Annotated in this window: 19 protein-coding genes and 2 tRNA genes; 5 read left to right on the forward strand and 16 right to left on the reverse strand. The window is 65.7% G+C overall.

What is annotated here, in order from left to right:
- Positions 1 to 94: 94 nt before the first annotated feature.
- Positions 95 to 3,490: an Rne/Rng family ribonuclease gene (locus RW112_RS00555; protein WP_317779968.1), complete on the reverse strand. Its 3,396-nt coding sequence runs from the start codon at positions 3,488 to 3,490 to the stop codon at positions 95 to 97.
- Positions 3,491 to 3,960: 470 nt separating this feature from the next.
- Here RW112_RS00555 and RW112_RS00560 point away from each other — a divergent pair, with 470 nt between their 5' ends.
- Positions 3,961 to 4,632: a vitamin K epoxide reductase family protein gene (locus RW112_RS00560; protein ID WP_411709841.1), complete on the forward strand. Its 672-nt coding sequence runs from the start codon at positions 3,961 to 3,963 to the stop codon at positions 4,630 to 4,632.
- A 97-nt stretch (positions 4,633 to 4,729) separates the two neighbouring features.
- Here the strand turns inward: RW112_RS00560 and ndk are convergent, their stop codons facing one another.
- From ndk to RW112_RS00585, 5 genes are all read right to left on the reverse strand, one after another.
- Complete coding sequence (ndk, locus tag RW112_RS00565) at positions 4,730 to 5,149, reverse strand: nucleoside-diphosphate kinase (RefSeq protein ID WP_305941296.1); 420 nt, start codon at positions 5,147 to 5,149, stop codon at positions 4,730 to 4,732.
- A gap of 39 nt (positions 5,150 to 5,188) precedes the next feature.
- A complete protein-coding gene (locus tag RW112_RS00570) occupies positions 5,189 to 5,632 on the reverse strand; it encodes a DUF4233 domain-containing protein (protein WP_317779969.1) in 444 nt (147 codons plus the stop codon).
- Between the two features lie 2 nt (positions 5,633 to 5,634).
- Positions 5,635 to 6,993 carry a bifunctional folylpolyglutamate synthase/dihydrofolate synthase gene (locus tag RW112_RS00575; protein ID WP_317779970.1) on the reverse strand — a complete coding sequence of 453 codons (1,359 nt, stop codon included), beginning with the start codon at positions 6,991 to 6,993 and terminating at the stop codon, positions 5,635 to 5,637.
- A gap of 3 nt (positions 6,994 to 6,996) precedes the next feature.
- On the reverse strand, positions 6,997 to 10,377 hold the full coding sequence (ileS, locus tag RW112_RS00580) for an isoleucine--tRNA ligase (protein ID WP_317779971.1): 3,381 nt from the start codon (positions 10,375 to 10,377) through the stop codon (positions 6,997 to 6,999).
- A gap of 334 nt (positions 10,378 to 10,711) precedes the next feature.
- On the reverse strand, positions 10,712 to 11,473 hold the full coding sequence (locus RW112_RS00585; RefSeq protein WP_317779972.1) for an SDR family oxidoreductase: 762 nt from the start codon (positions 11,471 to 11,473) through the stop codon (positions 10,712 to 10,714).
- Between the two features lie 105 nt (positions 11,474 to 11,578).
- Between RW112_RS00585 and valS the strand changes: the two genes are divergently transcribed.
- Positions 11,579 to 14,200 carry a valine--tRNA ligase gene (gene valS / locus RW112_RS00590; RefSeq protein ID WP_317779973.1) on the forward strand — a complete coding sequence of 874 codons (2,622 nt, stop codon included), beginning with the start codon at positions 11,579 to 11,581 and terminating at the stop codon, positions 14,198 to 14,200.
- Between the two features lie 355 nt (positions 14,201 to 14,555).
- On the opposite strand, the gene RW112_RS00595 is transcribed toward valS, so the two are convergent.
- The 6 genes from RW112_RS00595 to RW112_RS00620 all read right to left on the reverse strand — a co-directional run bounded on the left by RW112_RS00595 (position 14,556) and on the right by RW112_RS00620 (position 19,856).
- Complete coding sequence (locus RW112_RS00595; protein WP_317779974.1) at positions 14,556 to 15,170, reverse strand: disulfide bond formation protein DsbA; 615 nt, start codon at positions 15,168 to 15,170, stop codon at positions 14,556 to 14,558.
- 68 nt (positions 15,171 to 15,238) lie between these two features.
- A complete protein-coding gene (clpX, locus tag RW112_RS00600; protein ID WP_317779975.1) occupies positions 15,239 to 16,528 on the reverse strand; it encodes an ATP-dependent Clp protease ATP-binding subunit ClpX in 1,290 nt (429 codons plus the stop codon).
- Between the two features lie 197 nt (positions 16,529 to 16,725).
- Positions 16,726 to 17,385, reverse strand: a complete 660-nt coding sequence (locus RW112_RS00605) for an ATP-dependent Clp protease proteolytic subunit (protein ID WP_309980128.1) — start codon at positions 17,383 to 17,385, stop codon at positions 16,726 to 16,728.
- A 36-nt stretch (positions 17,386 to 17,421) separates the two neighbouring features.
- Complete coding sequence (locus RW112_RS00610) at positions 17,422 to 18,033, reverse strand: ATP-dependent Clp protease proteolytic subunit (RefSeq protein WP_317779976.1); 612 nt, start codon at positions 18,031 to 18,033, stop codon at positions 17,422 to 17,424.
- A gap of 269 nt (positions 18,034 to 18,302) precedes the next feature.
- Entirely contained in the window at positions 18,303 to 19,715 is a 1,413-nt protein-coding gene (tig, locus tag RW112_RS00615; protein ID WP_317779977.1) for a trigger factor, read from the reverse strand.
- Between the two features lie 66 nt (positions 19,716 to 19,781).
- Positions 19,782 to 19,856: transfer RNA gene (locus RW112_RS00620), tRNA-Pro, on the reverse strand.
- Positions 19,857 to 19,985: 129 nt separating this feature from the next.
- Between RW112_RS00620 and RW112_RS00625 the strand changes: the two genes are divergently transcribed.
- Positions 19,986 to 20,059, forward strand: a tRNA-Gly gene (locus tag RW112_RS00625).
- Between the two features lie 58 nt (positions 20,060 to 20,117).
- On the opposite strand, the gene RW112_RS00630 is transcribed toward RW112_RS00625, so the two are convergent.
- The 3 genes from RW112_RS00630 to RW112_RS00640 form a co-directional block, all read right to left on the reverse strand.
- Complete coding sequence (locus RW112_RS00630) at positions 20,118 to 21,050, reverse strand: Fpg/Nei family DNA glycosylase (protein ID WP_317779978.1); 933 nt, start codon at positions 21,048 to 21,050, stop codon at positions 20,118 to 20,120.
- Complete coding sequence (locus tag RW112_RS00635) at positions 21,050 to 21,544, reverse strand: ribose-5-phosphate isomerase (protein ID WP_305941307.1); 495 nt, start codon at positions 21,542 to 21,544, stop codon at positions 21,050 to 21,052. Before RW112_RS00635 ends, RW112_RS00630 begins: the two co-directional genes overlap by 1 nt.
- Before the next feature lie 113 nt (positions 21,545 to 21,657).
- Positions 21,658 to 22,659, reverse strand: a complete 1,002-nt coding sequence (locus RW112_RS00640; RefSeq protein WP_317779979.1) for a hypothetical protein — start codon at positions 22,657 to 22,659, stop codon at positions 21,658 to 21,660.
- 145 nt (positions 22,660 to 22,804) lie between these two features.
- Here RW112_RS00640 and pepN point away from each other — a divergent pair, with 145 nt between their 5' ends.
- Both pepN and RW112_RS00650 read left to right on the forward strand, forming a co-directional pair.
- Positions 22,805 to 25,357, forward strand: a complete 2,553-nt coding sequence (gene pepN / locus RW112_RS00645) for an aminopeptidase N (RefSeq protein WP_317779980.1) — start codon at positions 22,805 to 22,807, stop codon at positions 25,355 to 25,357.
- 10 nt (positions 25,358 to 25,367) lie between these two features.
- Positions 25,368 to 25,847 carry an OsmC family protein gene (locus RW112_RS00650; protein WP_317779981.1) on the forward strand — a complete coding sequence of 160 codons (480 nt, stop codon included), beginning with the start codon at positions 25,368 to 25,370 and terminating at the stop codon, positions 25,845 to 25,847.
- Here the strand turns inward: RW112_RS00650 and RW112_RS00655 are convergent.
- Entirely contained in the window at positions 25,844 to 26,851 is a 1,008-nt protein-coding gene (locus RW112_RS00655; protein WP_317779982.1) for an epimerase, read from the reverse strand. The two genes, RW112_RS00650 and RW112_RS00655, sit on opposite strands and share 4 nt — an antisense overlap.
- Positions 26,852 to 26,948 lie beyond the last annotated feature (97 nt).

The raw sequence follows: 26,948 nt of genomic DNA on the forward strand, positions 1-26,948 counted from the left end.
GCAACGAACTCGCGGGTGCGGCCCGAAACCGGCGTATTGCTACGCCTGCCTCGGACCCCACCCGCGATGTCAGTTTGTGGAACCTGCCCTGAGATCAGAGCTCGGAGGCCGGGACACCTACGCCGAGGATGATCGGTTCGTTGGCGGGTGCCTTGGCAGGCGCGTCCTTCTGAGCCGGCTCGGGTGCCTTTGCTTCGTGGGTGTGACCTGACGCAGGTACCGGAGCAGCCTCGTGGTGTTCCACGGACGTCTCGTTCGCTGCGCCCTGGGCACGGCTGGCGCTCCGGTTGCGGCGGGGGCGGCGCGCCCGGCCCTGCACCGCAGTGTGATCGGTGTAGTCCGCTTCAGCAGCATGCGCTGCCGGCACCTGGGCAGGTGCCTGAACCGCAGGCTGAGCCGCAACCTGCTGTTCGGCAGGTGCCGCCGGAGTTTCGGCCACGACAGGCTCGCCAAGGTGCGCGAAGGCTTCAGCCAGCCGGTCAAGCGTCAGGGAAGCTCCCGGGGAAGGCGCTTCTCCGCCATGCTCAACGAACGGCAACGCCACCTTTTCGCCGCCGAAGGTCAGGACCGCCGCGGGACGTCCGGCAGCAGCCACCTCGGTTTCCGATGCCTTGGACGGGCGTACCGCGGCAGGAGCTGCCTGCGTGGCAGCGGGCTGCGCCGGCGCGGACCCGGGCCTGGCCGGAGTCCCGGCCTGCCCGGAGGGTGCCTGGCCGGAGGATGCCTGGGCTGCCAGTGCCTGGCCTACTGCCTGTGCCGCGGCTGCTGCGGCCGGGGCCGCATGGCCCGCTTCGGCGTCGTGCAGGTGGGCTGCGTGCGCGGCCGCGGCGATGTTCGCCAGCGCCACGCGGGTGGCCTCAGCCTTGGCGTGGCGTTCGGCTTCTGTGGGCTCGTGGTGTGCCGGAGCGGGCGCCGACGGGGCTGCCTCGGAAATCGGCTGGCCTCCCTTGCCGCGGCGGCGGCTCTTGCGCTCCGTCCGGGGCTGCTGCTGCTGGATCTCGGTCCGCTGCACGTGGTGCTCGGCGGCAACGGTGTTGGCGCGGCGGTGCTCCACAGGCTCGTCGTGGGTGACGATGCCGCGGCCGGCACAGGCCTCGCACTGTTCGCCGAAGACTTCCAGCAGCCCGGTGCCCATGCGCTTTCGGGTCATCTGCACCAGGCCCAGCGAGGTCACTTCGGCAACCTGGTGCTTGGTCCGGTCGCGGCCGAGGCACTCCACCATGCGGCGCAGCACCAGGTCGCGGTTCGATTCCAGCACCATGTCGATGAAGTCGATGACGATGATGCCGCCGATGTCGCGGAGGCGCAGCTGGCGCACCACTTCCTCGGCAGCTTCCAGGTTGTTTTTGGTGACGGTTTCCTCGAGGTTGCCGCCGCTGCCGGTGAACTTGCCGGTGTTGACGTCCACCACGGTCATGGCTTCGGTGCGGTCGATCACGAGGGAGCCGCCGGAGGGCAGGAAGACCTTGCGGTCCAATGCCTTGTGGATCTGCTCATCGATCCGCCACGCCGCGAAGATGTCCGTGTCCTTGGTCCACTTTTCGAGCCGGCCCACCAGGTCCGGAGCCACGTACGTCACGTACGCCTCGATGGTGTCCCAGGCTTCCTCGCCGGAGACGATCAGCTTGGAGAAGTCCTCGTTGAAGACGTCACGGACCACCTTGATGGTGAGGTCCGGTTCGCCGTAGAGGAGCTCCGGGGCAAGGATCTTGGTGGACGTGGCCTGGCCTTCGATGCCTTCCCACTGGGCGCGCAGGCGGTTGATGTCGTGCGTCAGCTCTTCCTCGGACGCGCCCTCGGCCGCGGTGCGGACAATCACGCCGGCGTCCTCCGGCAGGCGGTCCTTGAGGATCCGCTTGAGGCGGTTGCGTTCGACGTCGGGCAGCTTGCGCGAGATGCCGGTCATGGAGCCCCCGGGCACGTACACGAGGTAGCGTCCGGGCAGGGAGATCTGGCTGGTCAGGCGGGCGCCCTTGTGGCCGACGGGGTCCTTGGTGACCTGGACCAGCACGGAGTCGCCGGACTTCAGTGCGTTTTCGATCCGGCGCTGCTTGCCCTCGAGATTGACGGCGTCCCAGTTGACTTCACCGGCGTAAAGGACTGCGTTGCGGCCGCGCCCGATGTCGACGAAGGCAGCTTCCATTGAGGGCAGCACATTCTGGACCTTGCCGAGGTACACGTTGCCGATCAGCGAGTCCTGCTGCGTCTTGGAAACGAAGTGTTCCGCCAGGACGCCGTCTTCCAGGACACCGATCTGGATTCTGTCGTCGCGCTGGCGGACGATCATCTGGCGGTCCACGGATTCACGGCGCGCCAGGAACTCGGCCTCGGTGATGACGGTGCGGCGGCGGCCGGTGTCGCGGGATTCGCGGCGGCGCTGCTTCTTGGCTTCAAGCCTGGTGGAGCCCTTGACGGAGGTGACGCGGTTGTTGACCGGGGCTTCGCTGATGGCGCGCGGCGCGCGAACGCGGGTCACCGTGTTGGGCGGGTCGTCATCTCCCCCGCCGGTCAGCTCAAGGTCCTGGTCGCCGCGGCGGCGGCGGCGGCGACGGCGGGAGGTCACGCCGTCGTCCGCGGTCCGGGTGGACTCCTCATCGGTGTCCTCGTCATCGGCAGCACCTTCGGCAGGTTCGGCCTCGCCGGCAGCTTCCCGGTCAGTCACGCGGCTGCGTCCGCGGCGTCCGCGGCTACGACGGCGGCGGGAGCCACCGGCCTCGCCTTCCTCGCCGTCGTCTTCTGTGTCTTCCTCGTCGATTTCCTTGGCTACGGCCGGCGTGGCTGCCGGCCGGATCACGGTGCTCAGGTCCGGGGCCTGGAAGATCATGGAAGTGACCGAACCGGGCTCAAGGAAGAGCGCACCGACGGGGCTGGCGGTTTCGGCTTCGGCAGTCTCATCAGGCTGGGTAGCCGCCGGTGCAGCGGGCGCTTGGGCCGTGGATGACTCCCGGACAGGAGCTTCCCGGGGTGCAGATTCCTGGTCCGTCGCGGCAACTTCTACCTCGGCTGTTGAGGCTTCGGCAACGGGCGCTGCGTTCTGCGCGGCAGGCTCGGCCGGCGCGGCGTCGGCTGCCTTAGCGGGGGCCTTGGCACGTGAGGCGCGGCGACGGACCGGTTTTTCAACGGCGGCGGCTTCGGCCGGTGCTGAGGGTCCGGCCTCCCCTGTTTGGCCCGCCTCAGCCAGGGCATCACCCTGCGTGGCGGCGTCGTCGGCGAACACCGGAAGCGGCTCGGCGGGCTCCACCTTCTTGCGTGAGCGGCTGCGCCGGGCCGGGGCCTTCTCCTCCACAGCCTCCGGCGCAACGGCTTCGGCTGCCGGGGTCTCGACCGCCGGGGCTCCGTCAGCGTCCGCGGGTGCGCCGGCTTCGACAGCCTCCGCCTTCGGAACGGCCTTGCGCCTTGTCCGGACGGCCCTCCTGGGCGGTTGGGGCGCTGCTGCCTCTTCGCTAGCAGCGGATTCTTCGTTAACGGCTAGGACCTGGTCATTATCCATATGTAGCGACACTCCTGCCCCTGACGCACCGCCACATCCGGCACCCTTGGGGGCACATATTGTCAAAACCCGCAGGCGTTGACAGAAGTCAATTGGATACCCTCAGGTTCGCACCGGCAGTGGGGTGCGGCAGCCCTGGAGGGCCGGCGGCGTTGTTCTGAAACCCGTTGTTCCTGAAAGCCACAACCAGGTGCCGTCCAATGGCATTGCGGGGAGGCCGGGATCTGTCGTGGATCCGGACCGTGCCCTGCTCATCATTGGCGGTCTTACAAACAAGCCACCGGACCGGAATTCGAATGTGGGTCGACTTCCAGCCAGCTTCATTCTCTCATACGGACACTCAAACACGGTGGAAGCGGGGACATCCGGCGCACAACCAGGGCGCCGCCGGCCGGAGTCTGTGCCCGCCTTCCAGCCTCCGGCGTTACAATCAGGGCGAGGAGCCCTCGAGAAAAAGGACGCAACATCCCATGCCCAGCATCTCCAATTCCATGCAGAACAACTTGGTGGACGGCGACCTCCGCGAGCGTGAAGCGGCCGGGGAGAGCCTGCCTCCCATGACCAGGGACACCCAGTTCGGCTGGCTGCTGGTCATTACCGGCGTTATCGGCTGGCTCGCTTCGGGCGCCCTGGTCCTGGAAAAGCTCGCGGTGCTCAAGGATCCGAACCATGTCACCGCCTGCGACGTCAACCCGTGGGTCTCCTGCGGTGCCGTGATGCAGACCTGGCAAAGTTCCCTTTTCGGCTTCCCCAACATGTTTATCGGCATCGTGGCGTTCGCCGTCGTGATCACCACCGGCATGGCGGTGCTCTCCGGCGCCAAGTTTGCCCGCTGGTACTGGCTTGGCCTGCAGGCCGGCGTGACCCTCGGCTTTGCCTTCGTGGTGTGGCTGTGGTCGCAGGCGCTGTACTCCATCCACATCCTGTGCCCGTTCTGCATGGTGGTCTGGGCCGCGATGATTCCGCTCTTTGTGTGGGTCACGGTCCGGAACATCACGCACGGCGTGATCAAGGTTCCCGCCGGCGCGGCGAAGATCGCCGGCGACTCCGGCTGGATTGTCACCGCCCTGCTCTATGTGGCCGTCATCGCCACGATCTTCTTTGCCTTCATCCAGGTGTTCATCGGAACGTCCGGCTACTAAGGCGGCGACTAGGGCAAAGAAAAAGCGCGAGCGTACAGCTGAGGCCCCCGTTTCTTCGGAACGGGGGCCTCAACTGTACGCTCGCGCTTACGGGTGCTTAGTCCTGGAACCAGATCTTGATCTCGCGCTCGGCGGACTCGACGGAGTCGGAACCGTGGACAAGGTTCTGCTGGACCTTCAGGCCCCAGTCGCGGCCGAAGTCGCCGCGGATGGTGCCGGGCGCCGCCGTCGTGGGGTCCGTGGTGCCGGCGAGTGAACGGAAGCCCTCGATCACGCGGTGGCCCTCGAAGATTGCCGCGACGACCGGTCCGCTGAGCATGAACTCGACGAGCGGCTCGTAGAACGGCTTGCCCACGTGCTCCTCGTAGTGCTGCTCCAGCAGTTCGCGGCTGGCGTCGACCTTCTTGAGCTCGGTCAGGGTGTAGCCCTTGGCTTCAACCCGGCCAAGGATGGCGCCGGTCAGGTTGCGGGTCACGCCGTCGGGTTTGATCAGGACGAGGGTGCGCTCAATGCTCACAGCTGCTCCAATGTGTTGGGGTGGGATTCGGAAATAAGTCTAGTTGCTTTGGTCTTCGGGGTGCGCGGCTTCCCATTCGGCCTGTTCCCGTTCGCGCTGCCCGGCCTCCCGGTCAATCCGGATCCCGGTCCTGATGCCGTACCACCAGGCAACGGCAAAGAGGATCCCCACCACGAACATCATGGGTTCAATGAATCCTGCGAAGATCAGGATGAGCTGCAGGATCCAGCCCAGGCCGACACCCCACGGCTTGGAAAGTACCGCGCAGGTGAGCACCAGCACCAGGCTCAGGCCGATGCCCGCAGAGAGGATGAGAGCCGGGGGGAACTCGTCGCGCCGGAGTCCGAAGACCGCCAGCGTGGCGAAGAACGCGACGAACCCTTCGAGCACCAGGACCGTGGACGCGAACATGACTTTGGTGGAGCGCCGCTTCTTGGGCATGCCCGGCCGCCACTCCCGCTGCGCCTTAGTGAGTCGAGCCATGGTCAGGCGTCCGCCTTTCCGAGCAGGATCCGGGCTTCCGCCACGAGCGTGATGGAGCCGGTCACCAGGACGCCGCCTGCGAGGTCCTCGTTGGATTCGGCGTGCTCCACAGCCCATTCCAGGGCGTCGTCGAGCTTTTCGGCAACATGGATATTATCCTCGCCGAAGCCCAGGTCCAGCGCGATTTCCGCGAGGTCCTCGGCCGGGACTGCCCGCGGCGAGTTGGACTGGGTGAAGCAGTATTCAGCGGCGAGATCGCCCAGGGACTCCTTGAGCTGGCGGAGGATCTCCTCGGCGTCCTTCTCTTTCAGGACACCCACCACCACCACCAGCTTGGTGAAGCTGAAAGCGTCGTGGATCGCCTCGGCGGAGACGCGGATGCCCTCGGGGTTGTGGGCAGCATCCACGATGATCGTCGGGGCCGTCCGGAGCACCTCCAGCCGGCCGGGGGACGTCACCGTGGCAAACGCCTCCTGGAGGACGTCGGCGTCGAGCGCCTTCTCCCCGCCGAAGAAGGCCTCCAGCGCAGCGACGGCGACGGCGGCATTCTCCGCCTGGTGCGCTCCGTGCAGCGGCACCAGCAGTTCCTCATACCGGCCCGCCAGGCCCTGGATGGTTACCACCTGGCCGCCGACGGCGACGGTCCGGGATTCCACGCCGAATTCCACGCCTTCAAAGCGGTACGGCGCCTGGACTTCGCGGGCCTTTTCGAGCAGCACCTGGGCTGCGCCGACCGGCTGTGCGGCACTGACCAGGAAGCCGCCCGGTTTGATGATGCCGGCCTTTTCGTAGGCGATGTCCTCCGTGGTGTCACCCAGGAGGTCGGTGTGGTCCAGCGAAATTGGAGTAACCACCGCAACCTGGCCGTCACCGACGTTGGTCGCATCGGTGATGCCGCCCAGGCCCACCTCCATGACGGCCACGTTGACCGGCTGGTCGGCGAAAACGGCGAAGGCAAGGATGGTGAGGCACTCGAAGTAGGTCAGCCGGGGCTGGCCCTCGGCTTCAAGCTCGCTGTCCACGATCTGCAGGTAGGGCCGGATCTCATCCCAGATCCGAACGAAGGTCGCATCCGGCACGGGGGCGCCGTCGATGCTGATCCGTTCGGTCACCTTGGACAGGTGCGGACTGGTGTAGCGGCCGGTGCTGAGGCCGTGGGCGCGGAGCCCGGCTTCGATCATCCGGGCCGTGGACGTCTTGCCGTTGGTTCCGGTCACGTGGATGATCGGGAACGCCTTGTTGGGCTCCCCCAGGACATCCATGGCCCGGAACAGCGGTGCGAGGCGCGGCTCCATTTTGTTTTCCGGCGCCCGGCCCAGCAGTTCGGCGTAGACGCTCTCCACGGAAAATTCGTCGGTCATGTCCTAGGCCTCAATCTTCTCGACGGCGACCTGCAGCTCGGTGCCGTCTCCATTGGAGTACAGGCCAAGTTCCAGGGTCAGGGTTTCGGTGACCACAAGGTTTTCGTGTGCCTTCACCGCGTCCACAACATCCATCGGGGCTGTCACGCTTGTCCGGATCCGGTCGCTCACGTTCAGCCCGGCATCCTTGCGCGCCTGCTGGATGGCGCGGACCATGTCGCGCGCAATGCCTTCAGCCTCGAGCTCCGGCGTGACTTCGGTGTTGAGCACCACGAACCCGCCGCCGGGCAGCACGGCAGCCGCCCTTGTGGCAGGACCAGCTCCTGCACCCTCCGCGGCGTCGGCCACGACGGTTTCCAGGGTGTATTCCTGCGGTTCCAGTTCCAGCCCACCTGAGGTGACCACGCCGGCGTCGGAAACCGACCAGTCACCGGACTTGGAACCCTTGATGGCCTGCTGGACGTTCTTGCCCAGGCGGGGGCCCGCGGCGCGGGCGTTGACCACGAGCTTCTGCTCGATGCCGAACTCCTCCGGGGAGGCGCTCTCGGCGTCGAGCAGGCGGACCGAACGGATGTTCAGTTCATCGGCGACGACGGCGGCAAACCCTCCCATCGCATCCGCGCCGGGTGCCACGACGGTGAGTTCCTGCAGCGGCAGGCGGACACGGAGGTTCGCGGCCTTGCGAAGCGAGGATCCGGTGGAGCAGATCTGCTGGACACGGTCCATGGCTTCCACCAGGGCAGGGTTGGCCGGGAACAGGTCCGCGTCCGGCCAGTCGGCCAGGTGCACGGAGCGGCCGCCGGTGAGGCCGCGCCAGATCTCCTCGGAGACCAGCGGCAGCAGGGACGCGGCCACGCGGGAGACGGTTTCCAGCGCGGTATAGAGCGCGTCGAAGGCGTCCACGTTCTCGTCGAAGAAGCGCTGGCGGCTGCGGCGGACGTACCAGTTGGTGAGCATGTCCAGGTAGCCGCGGAGTTCGTCGCAGGCGCCGGAGATGTCGTAGCTGTCCAGCTGTGCGGTCATGTTGCGGACCAGGTCGCCGGTGTTGGCCATGAGGTACTGGTCCAGGGTGTCGGCGTAGCCGTCATAGCGGAGCTTCGCGTCGTAGCCACGCCCACCGTCCGCGGCGTTCGTGTACAAGGTGAAGAAGCTATAGACGTTCCACAGCGGCAGGATGACCTGGCGGACGCCGTCGCGGATCCCCTGTTCGGTGACCACCAGGTTGCCGCCGCGCAGGATGGGGCTGGACATCAGGAACCAGCGCATGGCGTCGGAGCCGTCGCGGTCCAGGACCTCGGAGACGTCCGGGTAGTTGCGCAGGCTCTTGGACATCTTCTGCCCGTCCGAACCCAGCACGATGCCGTGGCTGATGACGTTGCGGAAGGCCGGGCGGTCAAAAAGTGCCGTGGACAGGATATGCAGCATGTAGAACCAGCCGCGGGTCTGGCCGATGTACTCGACGATGAAGTCCGCCGGGTTGTGCGTGTCGAACCATTCCTCGTTCTGGAACGGGTAGTGGACCTGGCCGTAGGGCATGGACCCGGAGTCGAACCAGACATCCAGGACGTCCTCGACGCGGCGCATCACGGACTGGCCCTCTTCGGGGGTGCGGGGGTCGTCCGGGTTGGGCCGGGTCAGCTCGTCGATGAACGGCCGGTGCAGGTCAACCTGGCCGTCCTTGTTCAGCGGGAGCCGGCCGAAGTCGGCCTCGATCTCGGCAAGCGAGCCGTAGACGTCGGTGCGCGGGTATTCGGGGTCGCTGGACTGCCACACCGGGATGGGGCTGCCCCAGTAGCGGTTGCGGCTGATGGACCAGTCGCGGGCGTTGGCGAGCCACTTGCCGAACTGGCCGTCCTTGACGTTGCCGGGGATCCAGTTGATGTCCTGGTTCAGCTCGGACATGCGGTCCTTGAACTTGGTGACCTCCACGTACCAGGAGGACACGGCGCGGTAGATCAGCGGGTTGCGGCAGCGCCAGCAGTGCGGGTAGCTGTGCTCGTAGCTGGCCTGGCGGACCAGGCGGCCCTGGGCGCGCAGCACCTGCGTGATGGGCTTGTTGGCCTCGAACACCTGCAGGCCCACGATGTCGTGCAGGTCGCCGTGCGAGAACAGCGGCAGGAACTTGGCGCCTTCGTCCACGGACAGCACCACGGGGATGCCGGCCTCTTCACAGACCTTCTGGTCATCTTCACCGTAGGCGGGTGCCTGGTGGACAATGCCCGTGCCGTCGGTGGTGGTGACGTAGTCGGCCACGAGGAAGCGCCAGGCGCTCTCCGTGCCGTACTTTTCGGCGTCGCTGAAGTCATTCCAGAGCGGCTGGTACTGCAGGCCGGCCAGTTCGGCGCCGGTGTAGGTGGCGGTAACCGCGGCCTCGGCGGCCTCGACGCCGGCCGTGCCGTCACCGTAGCCCAGGTCCTTGGCGTAGGCGCCCAGCAGGTCCGCCGCGAGCAGGAAGCTGCCCGAGACCGGGGCCTCCGCGGACGCGGCCTTGATGCCGTTGGGGCCGGCCGGCAGCACGGCATAGGTGATGGAAGGCCCGACGGCGAGCGCCAGGTTGGTGGGCAGGGTCCAGGGTGTGGTGGTCCAGGCGAGAGCCTGCACGCCGGCCAGTTGTTTGGACAGCCCGGACTCCCCGGCCGTGATGGGGAACGTGACGGTGACGGTCTGGTCCTGGCGGTTCTTGTAGACGTCGTCGTCCATGCGCAACTCATGGTTGGACAGCGGCGTCTCGTCCTTCCAGCAGTACGGCAGGACGCGGTAGCCGTTGTAGGTCAGGCCCTTTTCGTGCAGCTGCTTGAAGGCCCAGAGCACGGACTCCATGTATTCGACGTTGAGTGTTTTGTAGTCGTTGTCGAAGTCCACCCAGCGCGCCTGGCGTGTGACGTAGCTCTTCCACTCGTCGGCGTACTTCATGACGGAGGCGCGGCAGGCGTCGTTGAACTTGTCGATGCCCATGGCTTCGATCTGGGTCTTGTCCGTCATGCCCAGCTGCTTCATGGCTTCCAGCTCCGCGGGCAGGCCGTGGGTGTCCCAGCCGAAGCGGCGCTCAACGCGGCGGCCGCGCTGGGTCTGGTAGCGGCCCACCAGGTCCTTGGCGTAGCCGGTCAGGAGGTGGCCGTAGTGGGGCAGTCCGTTGGCGAAGGGAGGGCCGTCGTAGAAGACGAACTCGTTGCTGCCGGGCGCACCGCCGGGCGCGTCCGCGCTGCGCTGGTCGATGCTCGCCTGGAAGGTGCCGTCCTGGTCCCAGTACTTGAGGATGCGCTCTTCGATCTCCGGGAACTTCACGGAGGCGGATATGCCTGCGGCGCTGGAAGCTGTGTTGGAAGGAGAGGTGGTGGAACCGGTGCCTGACGCTGCGGCAGAGGCCTTGGGGTAATAGGTCATCTCGACATCCTGGGTTGAGCTAGTGAACAAGTGGATCATTCAGGATGCGAGGACGGCCCGTGCGCTGTTTTGCAACAGCACCGCACCGCGGTACCACCTCACTTACCGCCGCCGGACCCTGTGACAGGAGAGCACCGGCGTCGGCCGCTCATTTGCTGCTGTGACGGGCTTACCCGTCCGGTTCTACTGCTCCGGGTTCCTGCGTTGCAGGAGTCCGAAGGTTCTTCCGGAAGCTCACCGGTGATGGCCGGGTCAAAGCTGATACTCGATTGTACCCAGAGTCGCAGTGTTCTCCAGCAAAACGGCCCATGCCTGGACCCGGCCCCGGCCCGGCTCAGCCCTGCTTGCGGATCAGCTTGTAGTTGGCGGCCTGTGCCACGGGCCGGATCACAATCTGGTCCAGGTTGACGTGGTGCGGCGCCGTCACCGCGTAACGGACCACATCTGCCACATCCTCAGCCGTGAGGGGTTTCTCCACGCCCTGGTACACCTTCCCCGCCGCCTCCTGGTCACCCAGCCTGTTGAGGGCGAACTCCTCCGTCTGCACCAGGCCCGGGGCAACTTCGATGACCCGGAGGTTGTTTTCCACTTCCTCCAGGCGGAGTGCACCGGTCAGGGCGTGCTGGGCGAACTTGGCCGCGTTGTAGCCGGCGCCGCCCTCGTAGGCGGCGAGTCCCGCCGTCGAGGTCAGGTTCAGGACTGTGCCCTCCCCGCAGGCCCGCAGCATCGGAAGGAAGGCCCGGGTCAGTTTCATCGTGCCCAGGACGTTCACGTCGAACATCCACTCCCAGTCCTCGGTCTTGGCCTCCGCGATCCGGTCCGCACCCCGGGCACCGCCGGCGATGTTGATGAGGGTGTCAATGCCACCGGCCTTTGAAACCTCGGCCAGGAGCCGTTCCACGTCGTCGTCGTCGGCGATGTCCGCCGCAATCGCCGTGGCTCCGGTGGCGTCGGCGAGCGTTGCAAGCCGGTCCGCCCGGCGCGCGACGGCGAAAACAGTCCACCCTTCTGCCCTCAACGCCCGGACCGTGGCCTCCCCGATGCCTGTGCTTGCTCCCGTTACTACGGCTGCCTTCGTGCGCTTTTCCTCAGTCATGGCACCACCCTAGCGTCGGAGGAACTCCGGCAGCACACGGGCGTGACGGAATGCCACGGCAGGCGGCCGCGCAGGCGATGGAAGAGATCATGAAACAATTGCTCCATGGCTGAAGACACGCAGGGTACAGACACGCCCACCACCGCCCCCATCAACGTTCCGGACAAGCCCGCCCTTGAGGGGCTGGAAGACGCCCTCACCCGGCGCTGGCTTGACGAAGGGACCTACAAGTTCAATGCGGACACCACGCGGGAGCAGGTCTACTCGATCGACACTCCCCCGCCCACTGCGTCGGGATCCCTGCACGTGGGACACATGTTCTCCTACACCCAGACCGACGTGCTGGCGCGCTACCAGCGCATGACCGGCAAGAACGTTTTCTACCCGATGGGCTGGGACGACAACGGCCTGCCCACAGAACGCCGCGTCCAGAACTACTACGGTGTGCGCTGCGATCCGGCCATCCATTACGACGCCGGCTACCGGCCGCCGGCAGAGCCCGCCAAGAACCAGCGCGACTTTGATGTCATCTCGCGCCGGAACTTCATCGAGCTGTGCGAGGAACTCGCCGTCGAGGATGAGAAGGTCTTCGAGAACCTGTTCCAGACGCTCGGCCTGTCCGTCGACTGGGACCTGACCTACCGGACCATCGACGACAAGTCCCGGGCCATCTCCCAGCGCGCCTTCCTGGCGAACCTCGCCGCCGGCGACGCCTACATGGCAGAAGCCCCTACGTTGTGGGACGTGACGTTCCGCACTGCGGTTGCCCAGGCCGAGCTCGAGGACCGCGAGGTTGCCGGCGCCTACTACCGCTACCCGTTCTTCACCGAGGACGGCGAGAAGCTTTACATCGAGACGACCCGCCCTGAACTGCTGGCCGCCTGCGCCGCCCTGGTGGCAAACCCCGACGACGAACGGTACCAGCCGCTGTTCGGCAAGAAGGTCACCTCTCCCCTGTTCGGCGTCGAAGTGGAGGTGAAGGCGCACCATCTTGCCAAGGCGGACAAGGGCTCCGGCATCGCCATGGTCTGCACCTTCGGCGACCTCACCGACGTGACCTGGTGGCGCGAACTGCAGCTGCCCACCCGCGCGATCGTGGGCCGTGACGGCCGCATCGTCGGCGAGACCCCGGACTGGATCACCACCGAAGGAGGCCGCGCGGCCTTTGCCGCGATCGCCGGCAAGACGGTGTTCAGCGCCAAGGAGGCAGTCGTCGAGCAGCTGACGGCCGCTGGACTCCTCGACGGCGAGCCCAAGAAGATCATGCACCCGGTCAACTTCTTCGAGAAGGGCGACAAGCCCCTCGAAGTGGTGACGTCCCGCCAGTGGTACATCCGCAACGGCGGCCGTGACGAGGACCGCCGCGAACGCCTGATCGGACGCGGCAACGAGATCGAATTCCACCCGGCGTTCATGCGCTCCCGCTACGAAAACTGGATCTCCGGGCTGAACGGCGACTGGCTGGTGTCCCGCCAGCGCTTCTTCGGCGTGCCGGTGCCGGTCTGGTACCCGCTGGACGCCGACGGGAACCCGGACTACGACGCCCCGGTCCTGCCGACAGATGAGCAGCTCCCCGTCGACCCGGCTGCCGACGCCGCTCCCGGATACGAGGAAGCCCAGCGCGACGTGCCGGGCGGCTTCACCGGTGACGCCGACGTCCTCGACACGTGGGCCACGTCCTCGCTGACGCCGCAGATCGTGGGCGGCTGGAGTACGGACGAGGCACTGTTCTCCAAGGTCTACCCGTTCGATGTGCGCCCGCAGGCCCACGACATCATCCGGACATGGCTGTTCTCCACGGCAGTCCGTGCCGACGCGCTGCAGGACACCGCACCCTGGAAGCACGCAGCCATCTCCGGCTGGATCCTCGATCCGGACCGGAAGAAGATGTCGAAGTCCAAGGGCAACGTGATCGTCCCCACCGATGTCCTCGAGGAGTACGGCTCGGATGCGGTCCGCTACTGGGCGGCCTCGGCCAAGCTCGGCGCGGACACCGCCTACGAGATCGCGCAGATGAAGATCGGCCGCCGCCTGGCCATCAAACTCCTCAACGCCTCGAAGTTCGTCCTGAACCTGGGCGCCACGGAAAACTCGGTGGTTTCCGCGGACCTGTCGGTGCTCACCAACCCGCTGGACCGCGCGGTGCTGGCTCAACTTTCGGACGTCGTGGCCCAGGCCACCAAGGCGTTCGAGAACTACGACTACGCCCGTGCGCTGCAGATCAGCGAAAGCTTCTTCTGGCAGTTCACCGACGATTACGTGGAACTCATCAAGGACCGCGCCTACGGTGCGGCCGGCGAGCCCGAGAAGGCGTCCGTGCTGGCCGCCCTGGCCACCACGCTGGACACGTTGCTGCGGCTGTTCGCGCCGTTCCTGCCGTTCGCCACCGAAGAGGTCTGGAGCTGGTGGCGCAGCGGATCGGTGCACCGCGCTGAGTGGCCGGCCGCCCTTGAGGTGTCCGACGGCGACACCACCATGCTGGCGACTGTCGGGGTGGCACTGAGCGGCATCCGCAAGGCCAAGTCCGAGGCGAAGGTCAAGCAGCGCACTGAAGTGCTGTCCGCCACCATCACTGCCACGGAATCAATCACCACGCAGCTGAAGGCGGGCCTTGCCGACCTGAAGGCCGCGTCCAATGCGCGCGAGCTGACGCTCGTGGCGGGTGAAGGCGACCTGACGGTCAGCGATGTTGTCCTGGCCCAGCCGGAGGACGCCCCGGGCGCCTAGCGGGCAGTTCGGGAAAGGGGAAGCCCCATCAGCGAGGAACGCTGGTGGGGCTTCTGTTTTCGGGCAAAGGGGAAGCCCCATCAGCGTTTTGCCGTTGGTGGGGCTTCGACTTTTTCGATTGTCTCGTGACGTCTGTGACAATCTGGCGGAATCCTCGGAATTTCAGGTCTTCCTACCTCGTCACTGGTAGCCAGCTTCTGACTTTGCCGAAGGCTGCGTCAGATGCGTGTCACTGAATCTTTGGTTTCCGTGTCCCTCTTCTTTCGAAGTGGGTAAGAACTATTGTTGTCCTCCCCCCGGGCATCCGCAAGGGTCCCGGGAGAATTACAGGACAGTAATTATAGATGGCGGGACGTCAGTTGAATTCAGGGCGCTCGGTGCGGCTTCGCTTGATCTCGAAGAAGTGCGGGTACGCGGCCAGGGTCACCGCGGCGTCCCAAAGACGGCCGGCTTCCTCGCCCCTGGGAATACGCGTCAGCACAGGGCCGAAGAACGCCGTGCCGTTGAAGGCAACCACCGGCGTTCCCACATCCTGCCCCACGAGGGAGATGCCCTCTTCGTGACTGGCGCGCAACTGCTCGTCAAAAGCATCAGAAGAGGCCTCGGCCGCGAGCCCGGCCGGCAGGCCGCATTCGGCCAGGGCCTTGCTGATCACGACATCAAAATCCTGCTCGCCGGCGTCGTGGATCAGGCTTCCCATGGCGTCATAGAGCGGCTTGATGACCTGGTCGCCATGCTGCTCACGGGCGGCGATGATGACGCGCACAGGACCCCAGCCCTTGTCCATCGCTTCGCGGTAGCCGGGCTCGAGTTCCCGGCCCTCGTTCAGGACGGACAGGCTCATCACGTGCCACTCGGTTTCGATGTCACGGACTTGCTCCACTTCGCCCACCCAGCGGGACGTGATCCAGGCGAAGGGGCACAGGGGGTCGAACCAAAAGTCGGCTTTGCTCGCAGTGGTTTCAGGCACGTAAATCTCCTCCGGAAAAGGCGTCAGGGCATGGCGCACTACGGCGCACATCTACCAAGAGCAAAGTACTAAGCGGATTTATTCCGCCGCTTCGCCACCACGTCGTGGGCGATCATGGTGGGCTGGGCCTTCTTCGCCACCACGTCAGCCGTGATCACGACGCTCGCGATGTCATCCCGGCTCGGGAGGTCGAACATGACGGGAAGAAGCACTTCCTCCATGATGGCGCGGAGTCCGCGGGCACCGGTGCCCCGCTCCAGTGCCTGGTCCGCGATCATGTTCAGCGCTTCGTCGTCAAAGAGCAGCTCCACGCCATCCAGCTGGAACATCTTCTGGTACTGCTTCACCAGGGCGTTCTTCGGCGTGGACAGAATCTGGATCAGGGCCGGCCGGTCCAGGTTGGAGACCGTGGTGATGACGGGAAGCCTGCCGATGAATTCCGGGATCAGCCCGAACTTCAGCAGGTCCTCCGGCATGACCTCACCGTAGGAGTCGGAGTTGTTCTTGACTTCGTTCAGCGGAGCACCAAAACCGATGCCCTTGCGTCCGGACCGCGAGCCGATGATCTCTTCGAGGCCCGCGAAGGCCCCGGCAACAATGAACAGCACGTTGGTGGTGTCGATCTGGATGAATTCCTGGTGCGGGTGTTTCCGGCCGCCCTGCGGGGGAACCGAGGCCACCGTGCCTTCCAGGATCTTCAGCAGCGCCTGCTGCACGCCTTCGCCGGAGACATCCCGGGTGATGGAAGGATTCTCGCTCTTGCGGGAGATCTTGTCGATCTCGTCGATGTAGATAATGCCTTGTTCGGCCTTCTTGACGTCGTAGTCAGCGGCCTGGATGAGCTTCAGGAGAATGTTCTCGACGTCCTCGCCCACGTAACCGGCTTCGGTCAGCGCCGTGGCATCCGCGACAGCGAACGGAACGTTGAGGCGGCGCGCCAGGGTCTGGGCCAGATAGGTCTTGCCGCAGCCGGTGGGACCGATCAGGAGGATGTTCGATTTGGCGATCTCGACGTCGTCGTGGTGGACGCCTTCGGCGAGGCTGCCGCTCTTGGGGGCGTGGCCTGCCTGGATCCGCTTGTAATGGTTGTACACGGCCACGGCGAGGGAGCGCTTGGCTGGTTCCTGGCCGATGACGTATTCCTGCAGGAAATCGAAGATTTCACGCGGCTTGGGCAGTTCGAAGCTGCCGAGGTCCGCTACTTCTGCGAGTTCCTCTTCAATGATCTCGTTGCAGAGCTCAATGCACTCGTCGCAGATGTAGACGCCGGGCCCGGCAATGAGCTTGCGCACCTGCTTCTGGCTCTTTCCGCAGAAAGAGCACTTCAGCAGATCCGTGCTCTCGCCAATCCGAGCCATATGTGAACCCCTTAGTATCCTGCTGCTACCGCAGCACTGCACCGGTTGCTGGAATCACGGTGGGTCCGGAAGGTCCGGCCGTGACATGTTCCACTCTAGGTCACATTCGGCCTGAGGGGTGGAACCTTACGCGTTGAAAACGAAAGCCGGTGCGGTCCATTTATCATGAACCGCACCGGCTCCGCGTGTCGTGCCAGTTATCTGGCGATCGCCTGCGGCTTGATCTTGCGGGAGTCAAGGACCTGGTCGATGAGCCCGTAGGACTGTGCCTCAGCGGCGGTGAGGATCTTGTCACGCTCGATGTCGTTGTTGACCTGCTCGGACGTGCGGCCCGAGTGCTTGGCAAGCGTATCTTCGAGCCAGGAGCGCATGCGCATGACTTCAGCAGCCTGGATCTCCAGGTCGGAAGCCTGGCCGCCCTGGCCGCCGGACAGGGCCGGCTGGTGGATCAGCACGCGCGCGTTGGGCAGTGCCAGCCGCTTGCCCGGTGTGCCGGCTGCGAGCAGGACGGCGGCGGCGCTGGCCGCCTGGCCCAGGCAGACGGTCTGGATCTCGGGACGGATGTACTGCATGGTGTCGTAGATGGCCGTCATGGCGGTAAACGAGCCGCCCGGGGAGTTGATGTACAGCGTGATGTCGCGGTCCGGGTCGGTGGACTCAAGCACCAGCAACTGGGCCATGACGTCGTCAGCGGAAGCGTCGTCCACCTGGACACCCAGGAAGATGATCCGGTCCTCGAAGAGCTTCGTGTACGGGTCCTGGCGCTTGAAGCCGTAAGGCGTGCGCTCCTCGAACTGCGGCAGCACATAGCGGCTGGTGGGCAGGTTCCCGGCAGACGATCCGAAATTGTAGTTCATGTTCATTTCTCCTGGAATCATTTCTGTCTTAGCCGGTTACTTTTCCGAGCCGCTGGCGTTTTGCGTTCCGCCGCCGCCGGCCACCGATCCCGCGTGAGCGGCGATCTTGTCGAAGAAGCCGTACTCGAGGGCTTCCGTTGCCGTAAACCACTTGTCGCGGTCATTGTCCTTGAGGATGGTCTCCACCGTTTGGCCGGTCTGGTCGGCGGTGAGTTCGGCCATGACCTTCTTCATGTGGAGGATGAGTTCAGCCTGGATCTTGATGTCCGAGGCCGTGCCGCCGATGCCGCCGGACGGCTGGTGCATCAGGATACGCGCGTTCGGGGTGGCGTAGCGCTTGCCCTTGGTACCGGAAGAGAGCAGGAACTGGCCCATCGAGGCAGCGAGCCCGGTGGCGACCGTGACGACGTCGTTCGGAATGAACTGCATGGTGTCGTAGATGGCCATGCCTGCGGTCACGGAGCCGCCCGGCGAGTTGATGTAAAGGTAGATGTCCTTTTCCGGGTTTTCCGCCGACAGCAGCAGCAACTGCGAGCAGATCGCGTTGGCGTTTTCATCGCGGACCTCGGAGCCGAGCCAGATGATTCGCTCTTTCAGCAGGCGGTTGTAGATGTAGTTGTCCTGGGCTGCCGGATCGACAGTAGCCATCCGGGGGGCCCCTGCTTGCTGTGACATATGTACTTACCTCTCGCTGGCGACGGTGGCGTCACGGGACGACGCCACTGAAAATCACTACTTGGACACTAACCGGTTTCGCGGCCGTTTTGTTCTCACGGATCCCACTGTTCGCTGACGGCGCACGATTGGCGCAACGGCGCCGCACAGCACTACACGGCCGCCATTCCGGGCTTTAACAATTCCGGCTTAAACGGGGAAGCCCCCGGATCAGGGATCCGGGGGCTTCCGTGCAACGTGTGTTAGAACTTCACTGCTGCGGGGTCATCATTCGGCGTGGCTTCCTCAGCGGAGGCTTCAGCTTCAACCGCTTCGCTGTCAGCGGCCGGAGCTGCTTCAGCCTCGGCGGCTGCAGCTTCTTCGCCGCCGGGGCGGACGAAGTCGCTGAGGTCAACCTTGTTGCCCTCAGAGTCCGTGACCTCGGCCTGGCCCAGCACTACGGCCAGCGCCTTGCGGCGGCGGACCTCGGAAACCATCATGGGAACCTGGCCGGACTGGTCGATGATCTGGGCGAACTGGTTCGGGTCCATGCCGTACTGGCTGGCGGTGGTCACGATGTAGTCGATCAGCTCGTTCTGGCTGACGCCGACCTCTTCCTTGTCAGCGATGGCGTCGAGGATGATCTCGTTCTGGAAGGCACGCTCGGTGTTGGCCTTGACCTCCGCGCGGTGCTCTTCGGTGTCGTGCTCGCCCTCGCCGTGGGAGTTCTCGGCCTTGAAGTGCTGCTCCAGCTGCTCTTCGACGACCGACGCGGGGACGGGAACCTCAACGAGCTCAACGAGCTTGTCCAGGACCTTGTCACGTGCCTCGACGCCCTGCTCGACGACCTTCGATTCGGCAGCCTGCTTGGCGAGGTCCTCGCGCAGTTCGGCCAGCGTGTCGAATTCGGATGCCAGCTGGGCGAAGTCGTCGTCGGCCTCGGGGAGCTCGCGCTCCTTGACGGACTTGACCACTACCTTGACCTGGGCGGCTTCGCCGGCGTGGTCGCCGCCAACGAGGGTGGTCTCGAAGATGGCGTCCTCATCGGCGCTGAGGCCGGTGACGGCTTCGTCCAGGCCTTCGAGCATGGTGCCGGCGCCGACCTGGTAGGAGAGGCCGGAAGCGGAGTCAACTTCAGCGCCGTCGATCGAGGCGGTGATGTCGATGGTCAGGAAGTCAGAGTCGGCAGCCGGGCGGTCCACGGACTTCAGCGTGCCGAAGCGGCCGCGGAGTTCGTCGAGGGCCTTGTCAACGTCTGCTTCGGAAGACTCTGCAGCCGCAACCTCGACCTTGATGCCGGCGTAGTCCGGCAGTTCGATCTCGGGACGGATGTCGACTTCAGCGTGGAACTTGAGTTCGCCGTCGGTCGCGGTGGGATCCGGAACCTCGGTGATTTCAACCTCGGGGCGGCTCAGGGGGCGGATGCCGGTTTCCTGGACGGCCTCCTGGTACCAGCCGTTGAGGCCTTCATTGATGGCGGTCTCCAGCACGTAGCCGCGGCCGACGCGCTGGTCGATCAGCTTCGCGGGGACCTTGCCCTTGCGGAAGCCGGGGACCTGGATCTGCGAAGCAACAGTCTTGTATGCCTCTTCGATGCTGGGCTTCAATTCCTCAAAGGGGACCTCAACATTGAGCTTGACCCGCGTGGGGGTGAGGTTCTCGACAGCGCTCTTCACAGTCTAAGTACTCCTGGTTTTGTGGGATGGGGTTCTGCAAACGCAATGATCTGACAAGCTGCAGAGTCGGGGTGACAGGATTTGAACCTGCGACTTCCTGCTCCCAAAGCAGGCGCTCTAGCCAAGCTGAGCTACACCCCGTAAGTGCACAGAACAGTCTACGGTCATAACGGCCGGATATGCACATTTGACACCGGGGCACTGAATTAGGTTTAGTTGTATCCGGCTCGAGCAGCCGACCGGAAGAAATGCAGCAACATGCATCTCCCCGGGGACGTAGCTTAATGGTAAAGCCTCAGTCTTCCAAACTGATTACGCGGGTTCGATTCCCGTCGTCCCCTCCAGGACAATCGATAAGCAGTACAAACGAAAAGCCCCTCTCCGGAGGGGCTTTTCGTTGTTTCAGGCGCCTTGCTGGCACCGGGGGCACCAATAGAGCTTGCGGGCCGCAAAGTCTGTCAGCGCCACCGGGGTTCCGCAGTCGCGGCAGTCCAGGCCCTGCCGCCGGTAGACGAAGTGTGACTCCTCCGGCGCCGGAAGTCCGGCGGCGGATTCCGTCCAGTAACCGGGAGGTGTCGTTATGATCCTGCCGTCACGGACGCCGTCGGACATCATGGCAACGGTGTCCTCCCAGAGTTCGCCGGCCGCCTCGGCGTCCAGGGCACGGCCGGGCAGCCAGGGATCCAGTCCCTGGCGGAAGAGCAGTTCGGCGCGGTAGACGTTGCCGACGCCGGCGATCACCTTCTGGTCCATCAGCAGGGACGCGAGGGGCGTCTTCCGTGCGCGCACTCCTGCGACGAAGCCTTCCTTGTCCCCGGTAAGGTTCCGCAACGGGTCCGGTCCCAGCCGGCCCAGGACTGCGTCGGCCTCCTCCTCCGTGATGGCGTGGCACGTCGTGGCGCCCCTGAGGTCCGCCCAGCCGTGGTCACCGGCAAGCCGGACGCGGACGGCACCGACGGGCGCGGGCGGGCCAGCGTACGGGGCAACGCCGCCGGGGCTGCCGTCCAGGGCACTCTCGCCCGTCACGCCGTCGTCGAACACTTCCCGCTCCCCCACTTTGCGGGGCGCGCCGATGCTGGACGCGCCCCGGAACGTGGCGTCCCCGCCGAAGTCCCAGGCGCCGTAGAGGCCAAGGTGAACGTGCAGGACAAGCCCGTGGTCGAAATGCAGGAACAGGTGCTTGCCGTGGGCCACCGCGCCGACGAGGGTGCGCCCGTCCAGCAGTGCTGCTCCGTCGGCAAACCTGCCCTGCGGGCTGGAAACGGCCAGGCGCCGGCCGGAGAACACGTCCGCGAACTGGCGGGCCAGCCGGTGGACCGAATGCCCCTCAGGCACTAGGCGATAACCTCGCCGGTGTTTTCGTAGGCCGCGATCTTGCCGATGCGGCGGACGTGGCGTTCATCGTTGCTGAACGGTTCCTGCAGGAAGGCCTCGATGATTTCCGTTGCTTCGTCCACGCTGTGCTGGCGGCCGCCGACGGCGACGACGTTGGCGTCGTTGTGCTCGCGGGCCAGTGTTGCCGTGGACAGGTTCCAAGCCAGTGCGGCACGGACGCCCTTGACCTTGTTGGCGGCGATCTGCTCGCCGTTCCCCGAACCGCCGAGCACGATGCCCAGGGCGTGGACGCCGGCAGCCTGGTCCGCCACGACAGCGAGCGCGGCGTTGATGCAGAAGGACGGGTAGTCGTCCAGCGCATCGTATTCCTTGGGGCCGTGGTCCACTACGGTGTAGCCCTTGGCCGTGAGGTGGGCTACCAGGTGGGCACTGAGCTCCATGCCTGCGTGGTCGGTGGCGATGTGGACGCGCGGAAAATCGGAAGAAGTGGTCACGGCATGGTCCGTTCAGTCATTAGCACCGGTAGGCTTCCGGGCTGCTTCGGGGGTCGGATCCAAGCGTACTAGGGTGCAGGCGCCGGCGGCCCGCCGTGAACACTCCGCGGACATCACGGCTGGGGCGGGCGCTTCTCACCGCGGGCCCGGGCTGCCACCCGGGACAGGACGGCGGCCACCTTTTCGGCGGAAGCGGTGCTGCCGCCGCTGACGGCCACCTTCTGGCCGTCCGCACGGTTGACGACGACGGCGGGACCGCTGCTGACCAGCATGGCGGTGGTCCCGCCGTGGTGCCGGTAGCCCCAGCCACCGTAGTCGGCAGCACGGACATCCGCCGGCGCCGCCGAGGAAATCGCCGACGCCGGAACCTCCATGACGCGGACGAAGCCAGCGACGAAAACCCGCAACCCGCTGCGGTCAACGATGATCCGTGCGAAAAGGAAGGCCGCTGCCAGCACGGCAAGCACCACCAGGAGGGCGCCCAGCCACGGGACGGCAATGGCGATCAGCGCAGCAGGGAAGAGCGAGGCGATACCCAGCATCACAAACACCGAACTGCGCGCATGGACCCACAGCCGCACTGAATCCGCGGCAAGGTCGGGGTCCAGTTCTCGGTCCAGCGCCTCCTGCAACGCACGTTCATCATCCACCGACCAGCGCTCGTCGGCTTTGAAAACGAAAAACATAATGACGCCGAGGGGCAACGCTGCCCCGCTCCCCAGGGCGAGAACGGACATATCGACCCGTGCTTCGCGGACATCGGCGATGCCTGCCTGGCCCACCAGCACTGCGGCCAGCACCGTGGTCACAAAAAGGCTGACGCTGAGTCCCGTGCCCATCATCAAACGCCGCATGACGGCGGGCCGGCCCAATGGAACGGCCTGCCCCAGGACGAGCCAACCCACCAGCACGATGATCAGGCCACCGAACGCCACGAAGGCGGAGAACGGCGCGAAGCCGGCCGGACCGGCGTCGGACCAGCGCACCGCCATGGGGTCCGGCACGTCGGCGCGCAGCAGGAATGCGCAGACGACGAACGCCGAGGCCAGCAGCACCGGGAACACTGCGGCGAAGCGCAGTGCCTTGACGTCCACCGAATCCCTGATCTTTCCCATACCTCAACGCTACTCCGCGCCGGAGCTGCGTGATCCACCTAACTTGCCATCGCCCCTTGGAGTGAAAGAATGACTTCACAGTGCCGGTAATGCCCATTGCCGGCCGGTACCCGCAACCCTTTCTGGAGGCCACACCTTGCCAGGCATGAACCTGACGCGCGCAGAAGCCCGCGAGCGCGCCAACCTCATCTCCGTTGAGTCCTATGACGTCAGCCTGGACCTGACCCGGGGCGAGAAAATCTTCGGGTCCACCACAGCCGTCAAGTTCAGCGCGCGGCCCGGGTCCTCCACCTTCATCGACGCGGTCACCCACAAGGTTCACAGCATCATGCTCAACGGCACCGAACTGGACCCCGCGGAGGTGTCGGACGGTGTCCGCATCCAGCTCCCGTACCTGGCTGCAGAGAACGATCTGCTGGTGGTTGCGGATGCGCCGTACATGAACACCGGTGAAGGACTCCACCGTTTCGTGGATCCGGTGGACAACGAGGTCTACCTGTATACGCAGTTCGAGGTGCCGGATTCGCGCCGGATGTTCGCAGTGTTCGAGCAGCCGGACCTCAAGGCGAGTTTCACGTTCACCGTGACAGCGCCGTCGCACTGGGACCTGGTGTCCAACTCCCCCACGCCCGTTCCCATCGAAACCATCCCCGGCGAGGACGGCGGTGCCCGTTCTGTCTGGGAGTTCGAAGCAACCCCCAGGCTGTCGTCGTACGTCACGGCGTTGGTCGCCGGCCCGTACCAGTCGGTGCGCAGCGCAGTGAAGTGCGCCGACGGCCGGGTTGTTCCGCTGGGCGTGTTCGCGCGCAAATCCCTCATGCAGTACCTTGACGCGGACAACATCTTCGAACTTACCCGGCAGGGATTCGAGTTCTTTGAGGCGCAGTTCGGCTGCCCCTATCCGTTCGAAAAGTACGACCAGCTCTTCGTCCCCGAGTTCAATGCCGGCGCGATGGAAAACGCGGGCGCCGTCACCATCCTGGAAGGCTACGTGTTCCGCGGCAAAGTCACGGGAGCACAGGTCGAACGCCGTGCCATCACCGTGCTGCACGAACTCGCACACATGTGGTTCGGCGACCTTGTCACGATGCGCTGGTGGAACGACCTGTGGCTCAACGAATCCTTTGCCGAGTACATGTCGCACCTCGCCGCGGTGGAGAACACGGAGTTCGACCACGCCTGGACCACTTTCGCATCGGTGGAGAAGTCCTGGGCCTACCGCCAGGACCAACTGCCGACAACCCATCCGATCTTCGCCGAGATCAACGACCTGCAGGATGTTGAGGTGAACTTCGACGGCATCACCTATGCCAAGGGCGCCTCAGTGCTGCGCCAGCTCGTTGCCTGGGTGGGTCCGGAACAGTTCATGTCCGGGGTCCGCGAATACTTCAGCAAGCACGCCTGGCAGAACACCGAGCTCAGCGACCTCATGGTGGAGCTGGAAAAAGCCAGCGGCCGTGACCTGGACCAGTGGGGGCGGCTGTGGCTGGAAACCGCCGGTGTCAACACCCTGACACCGGACGTGGCCGTGGATTCCGCCGGAACCATCACATCCTTCGCCATCGTGCAGTCGGCGGTTGCCGAGCAGCCCACCATCCGGCCGCACCGCCTCGCCGTCGGCTTCTACAACGTCACCGACGGGCAGCTGGTCCGGGTGCACCGCGAGGAACTGGACGTCGACGGCGAGCGCACCGACGTGCCTGCCCTGGCCGGCCTGCAGCAGCCCGACCTGATCCTGCTCAACGATGACGATCTCGCCTACGCCAAGGTCCGGCTCGATCCGAAGTCGCTGACCACCGCCACGGCCCACCTGAAGGACTTCCGCGAGAGCCTGCCGCGGACGCTTGTCTGGGGCTCGGCCTGGGACGCGGCACGCGACGGCGAAACACCGGCCCGCGGCTACGTTCAACTGATCCTTGCCAACATCGCCTCCGAATCCGATTCATCGGTGATCCTGGTCCAGCTCCGCCAGCTGGCCACAACGCTCAGCTTTTACGTCGCCGAAGAGCACCGGGAAGAGACGTCGGTGGCCGCCGCGGACACGCTGTGGGACCTTGCCGGCGCGGTTCCGGCGGGATCGGACTCCCAGCTGCAGTTCGTGAAGTCCTTTGCCCTCCTGGCCCGCAGCGAAGGCCAGCTGGATAAGGTCTCGGCCCTGCTCGACGGCTCGGAGTCCCTGGCCGGTCTCACCGTGGACCAGGACCTCAGGTGGGAACTGCTCGCATCGCTGGTGGCCGGCGGCCGGTCCGGCCAGGAGCAGATCGACGCCGAACTTGAGCGGGACAACACCGCCAACGGCCAGAACGCCGCCGCCCTGGCCAAGGCGGCCATCCCCACGGCAGAGGCCAAGGCTGCGGCCTGGGAGTCCATCGTGGTGAAAGGCGAGCTCTCCAACGCCCTCCAGGCGTCCGCGGTGGCAGGTTTCACCCGGGTGCTGGACCCGGCACTGCTGGCGCCCTACACGGAGAAGTATTTCGACGCCGTTCCCGGCATCGTCGCCAACCGCACCCACGCCCTCGCCCAGCAGATCGTCGTCGGGCTCTACCCGGCACAGCAGACCACCCAGGCCACCGTGGACCGGACGGACGAATTCCTGGCGACGCTGCCTGAAGACAGTGCCGCCCTGCGGCGCATGATGCTGGAAAACCGCGACGGCGTGGCGCGCGCACTGCGCGCCCGCCAGGCTGACGTCGGGTAGGGCCGGTGTCATGAGCCTCGATGAGCACCGCTACGCCGTGACCGTCCGCTGGACCGGGAACCGGGGAGAAGGAACGTCTACGTACCGGGGGTACTCCCGGGATCACGACATCGAAATCCCCGGGCTTCCCGCCCTCAAAGGTTCCGCGGATCCAACGTTCCACGGGGACAAGATGCGGTACAACCCCGAACAGCTGCTGCTGACCGCCCTGTCCCAGTGCCACATGCTCTCCTTCCTGCACGTGGCGGTGAAGCACGGCGTGGTGGTGACGGCCTACGAGGACCGCGCTGAAGCACTGATGCGGACCAACCGCGACGGCAGCGGCCAGTTCGAATCCGCCACGCTCCGGCCCGAGGTGACCGTTGCCGCCGCCGTGGACGCCGCCCTCATGGAGCAGCTGCACGAGGAAGCGAACAAGGTCTGCTTCATTGCCCGGAGCGTGAACTTTCCCGTGCTGCACGAACCTGTTGTCCGGGTGCAGGACGCCTAGCTACGGGCCGGACCTCGTTCGCGAAGGAATTCACCCACGAGCCGACGCTCGGTTTCGGCACTGAGTCCGGCCTTCCGGTCCCTGTCGAGGCCGCGGCGGCGTTCGTCGTCGAGAGTGTCCCGGAGCGTGTCCTGCCACGGGCGCAGCCTGAGCCCGGCCGCCAGGGCGGCGTCGTTGGAGCGTGCGGCAAACCCGTCATGTCCCGGCGGGAGGCAGAGGGGCAGCGAATCCGGGCCCGCCCAGTAACCGATCCCCCGGGCAGCCAGCCAGGCTTCGGGGACCACCAGCGCCCGGCCGGCGTAGTTGGCTTGCCGCTGTGCTTCCTCCAGGTAGTCATCGAACCCGACAACGCTTCCCACCGCGTTCAGGGCACCGGTCATTCCCCGTCCGGCGGCGGTGAGCACCCATGCGGCGAGGTCGCGGACGTCGATGACCTGGGTGGCACCCGGGCCAATGTCCGGAACAATGACCGGCTCCGCGTCACCGGAGAACCGGGCCGGCCAGTAGCCGTAGCGGTCGGACCTGTCGCCGGGACCGCCGATCAGGCCGGCCCGGCAGAGGTGGGCCTTCCCGCCGGCAATGGAGGTGGCGTACTGTTCGATTGCCGATTTCGCCTCGCCGTAGTTCTCCGGTGCGAAGGCAGTGCCCGGTGCGAGCGGCCGCAACAAAGCTGCGCCCTCGTCCGCTCCCGGCACCGAATGGTCGGCATACACCGAGCAACTGGACACCACGGTCCAGTGCGCTGCCAGGGGCGCCAGCGCCTCAAGCGCCTCCCTGGCCTGCTCCGGGTCACGGGCCACATCAACGACGGCGTCCCAGTCTCCTTCCGCTTCGCCATAGGCCCGGCGCCCGGCGCTGCGGTCCGCCCGCAGCCAGGTGGTTCCCTCCGGCGGAGGGGCCGCCGACCCGCGGGCAAGGCACGTCACGTCATGGCCGGCGGCGGCTGCCTGCCGGGCAATTTCTGCTGACAGGAAGGCAGTGCCGCCAAGAACCAGGATGCGCATGCAGCCACGCTACGGCGCTAGTGTTGAAGGTGAACAGAGTGTTATGCGCCCGGCGAACGAGAACGCCCGGCAGCTCCGGCGCAAGCCGATAAGCAGT

Origin of the sequence: Arthrobacter sp. B10-11, from assembly GCF_033142195.1 — a bacterium.
GTDB lineage: Bacteria > Actinomycetota > Actinomycetes > Actinomycetales > Micrococcaceae > Arthrobacter > Arthrobacter oryzae_C.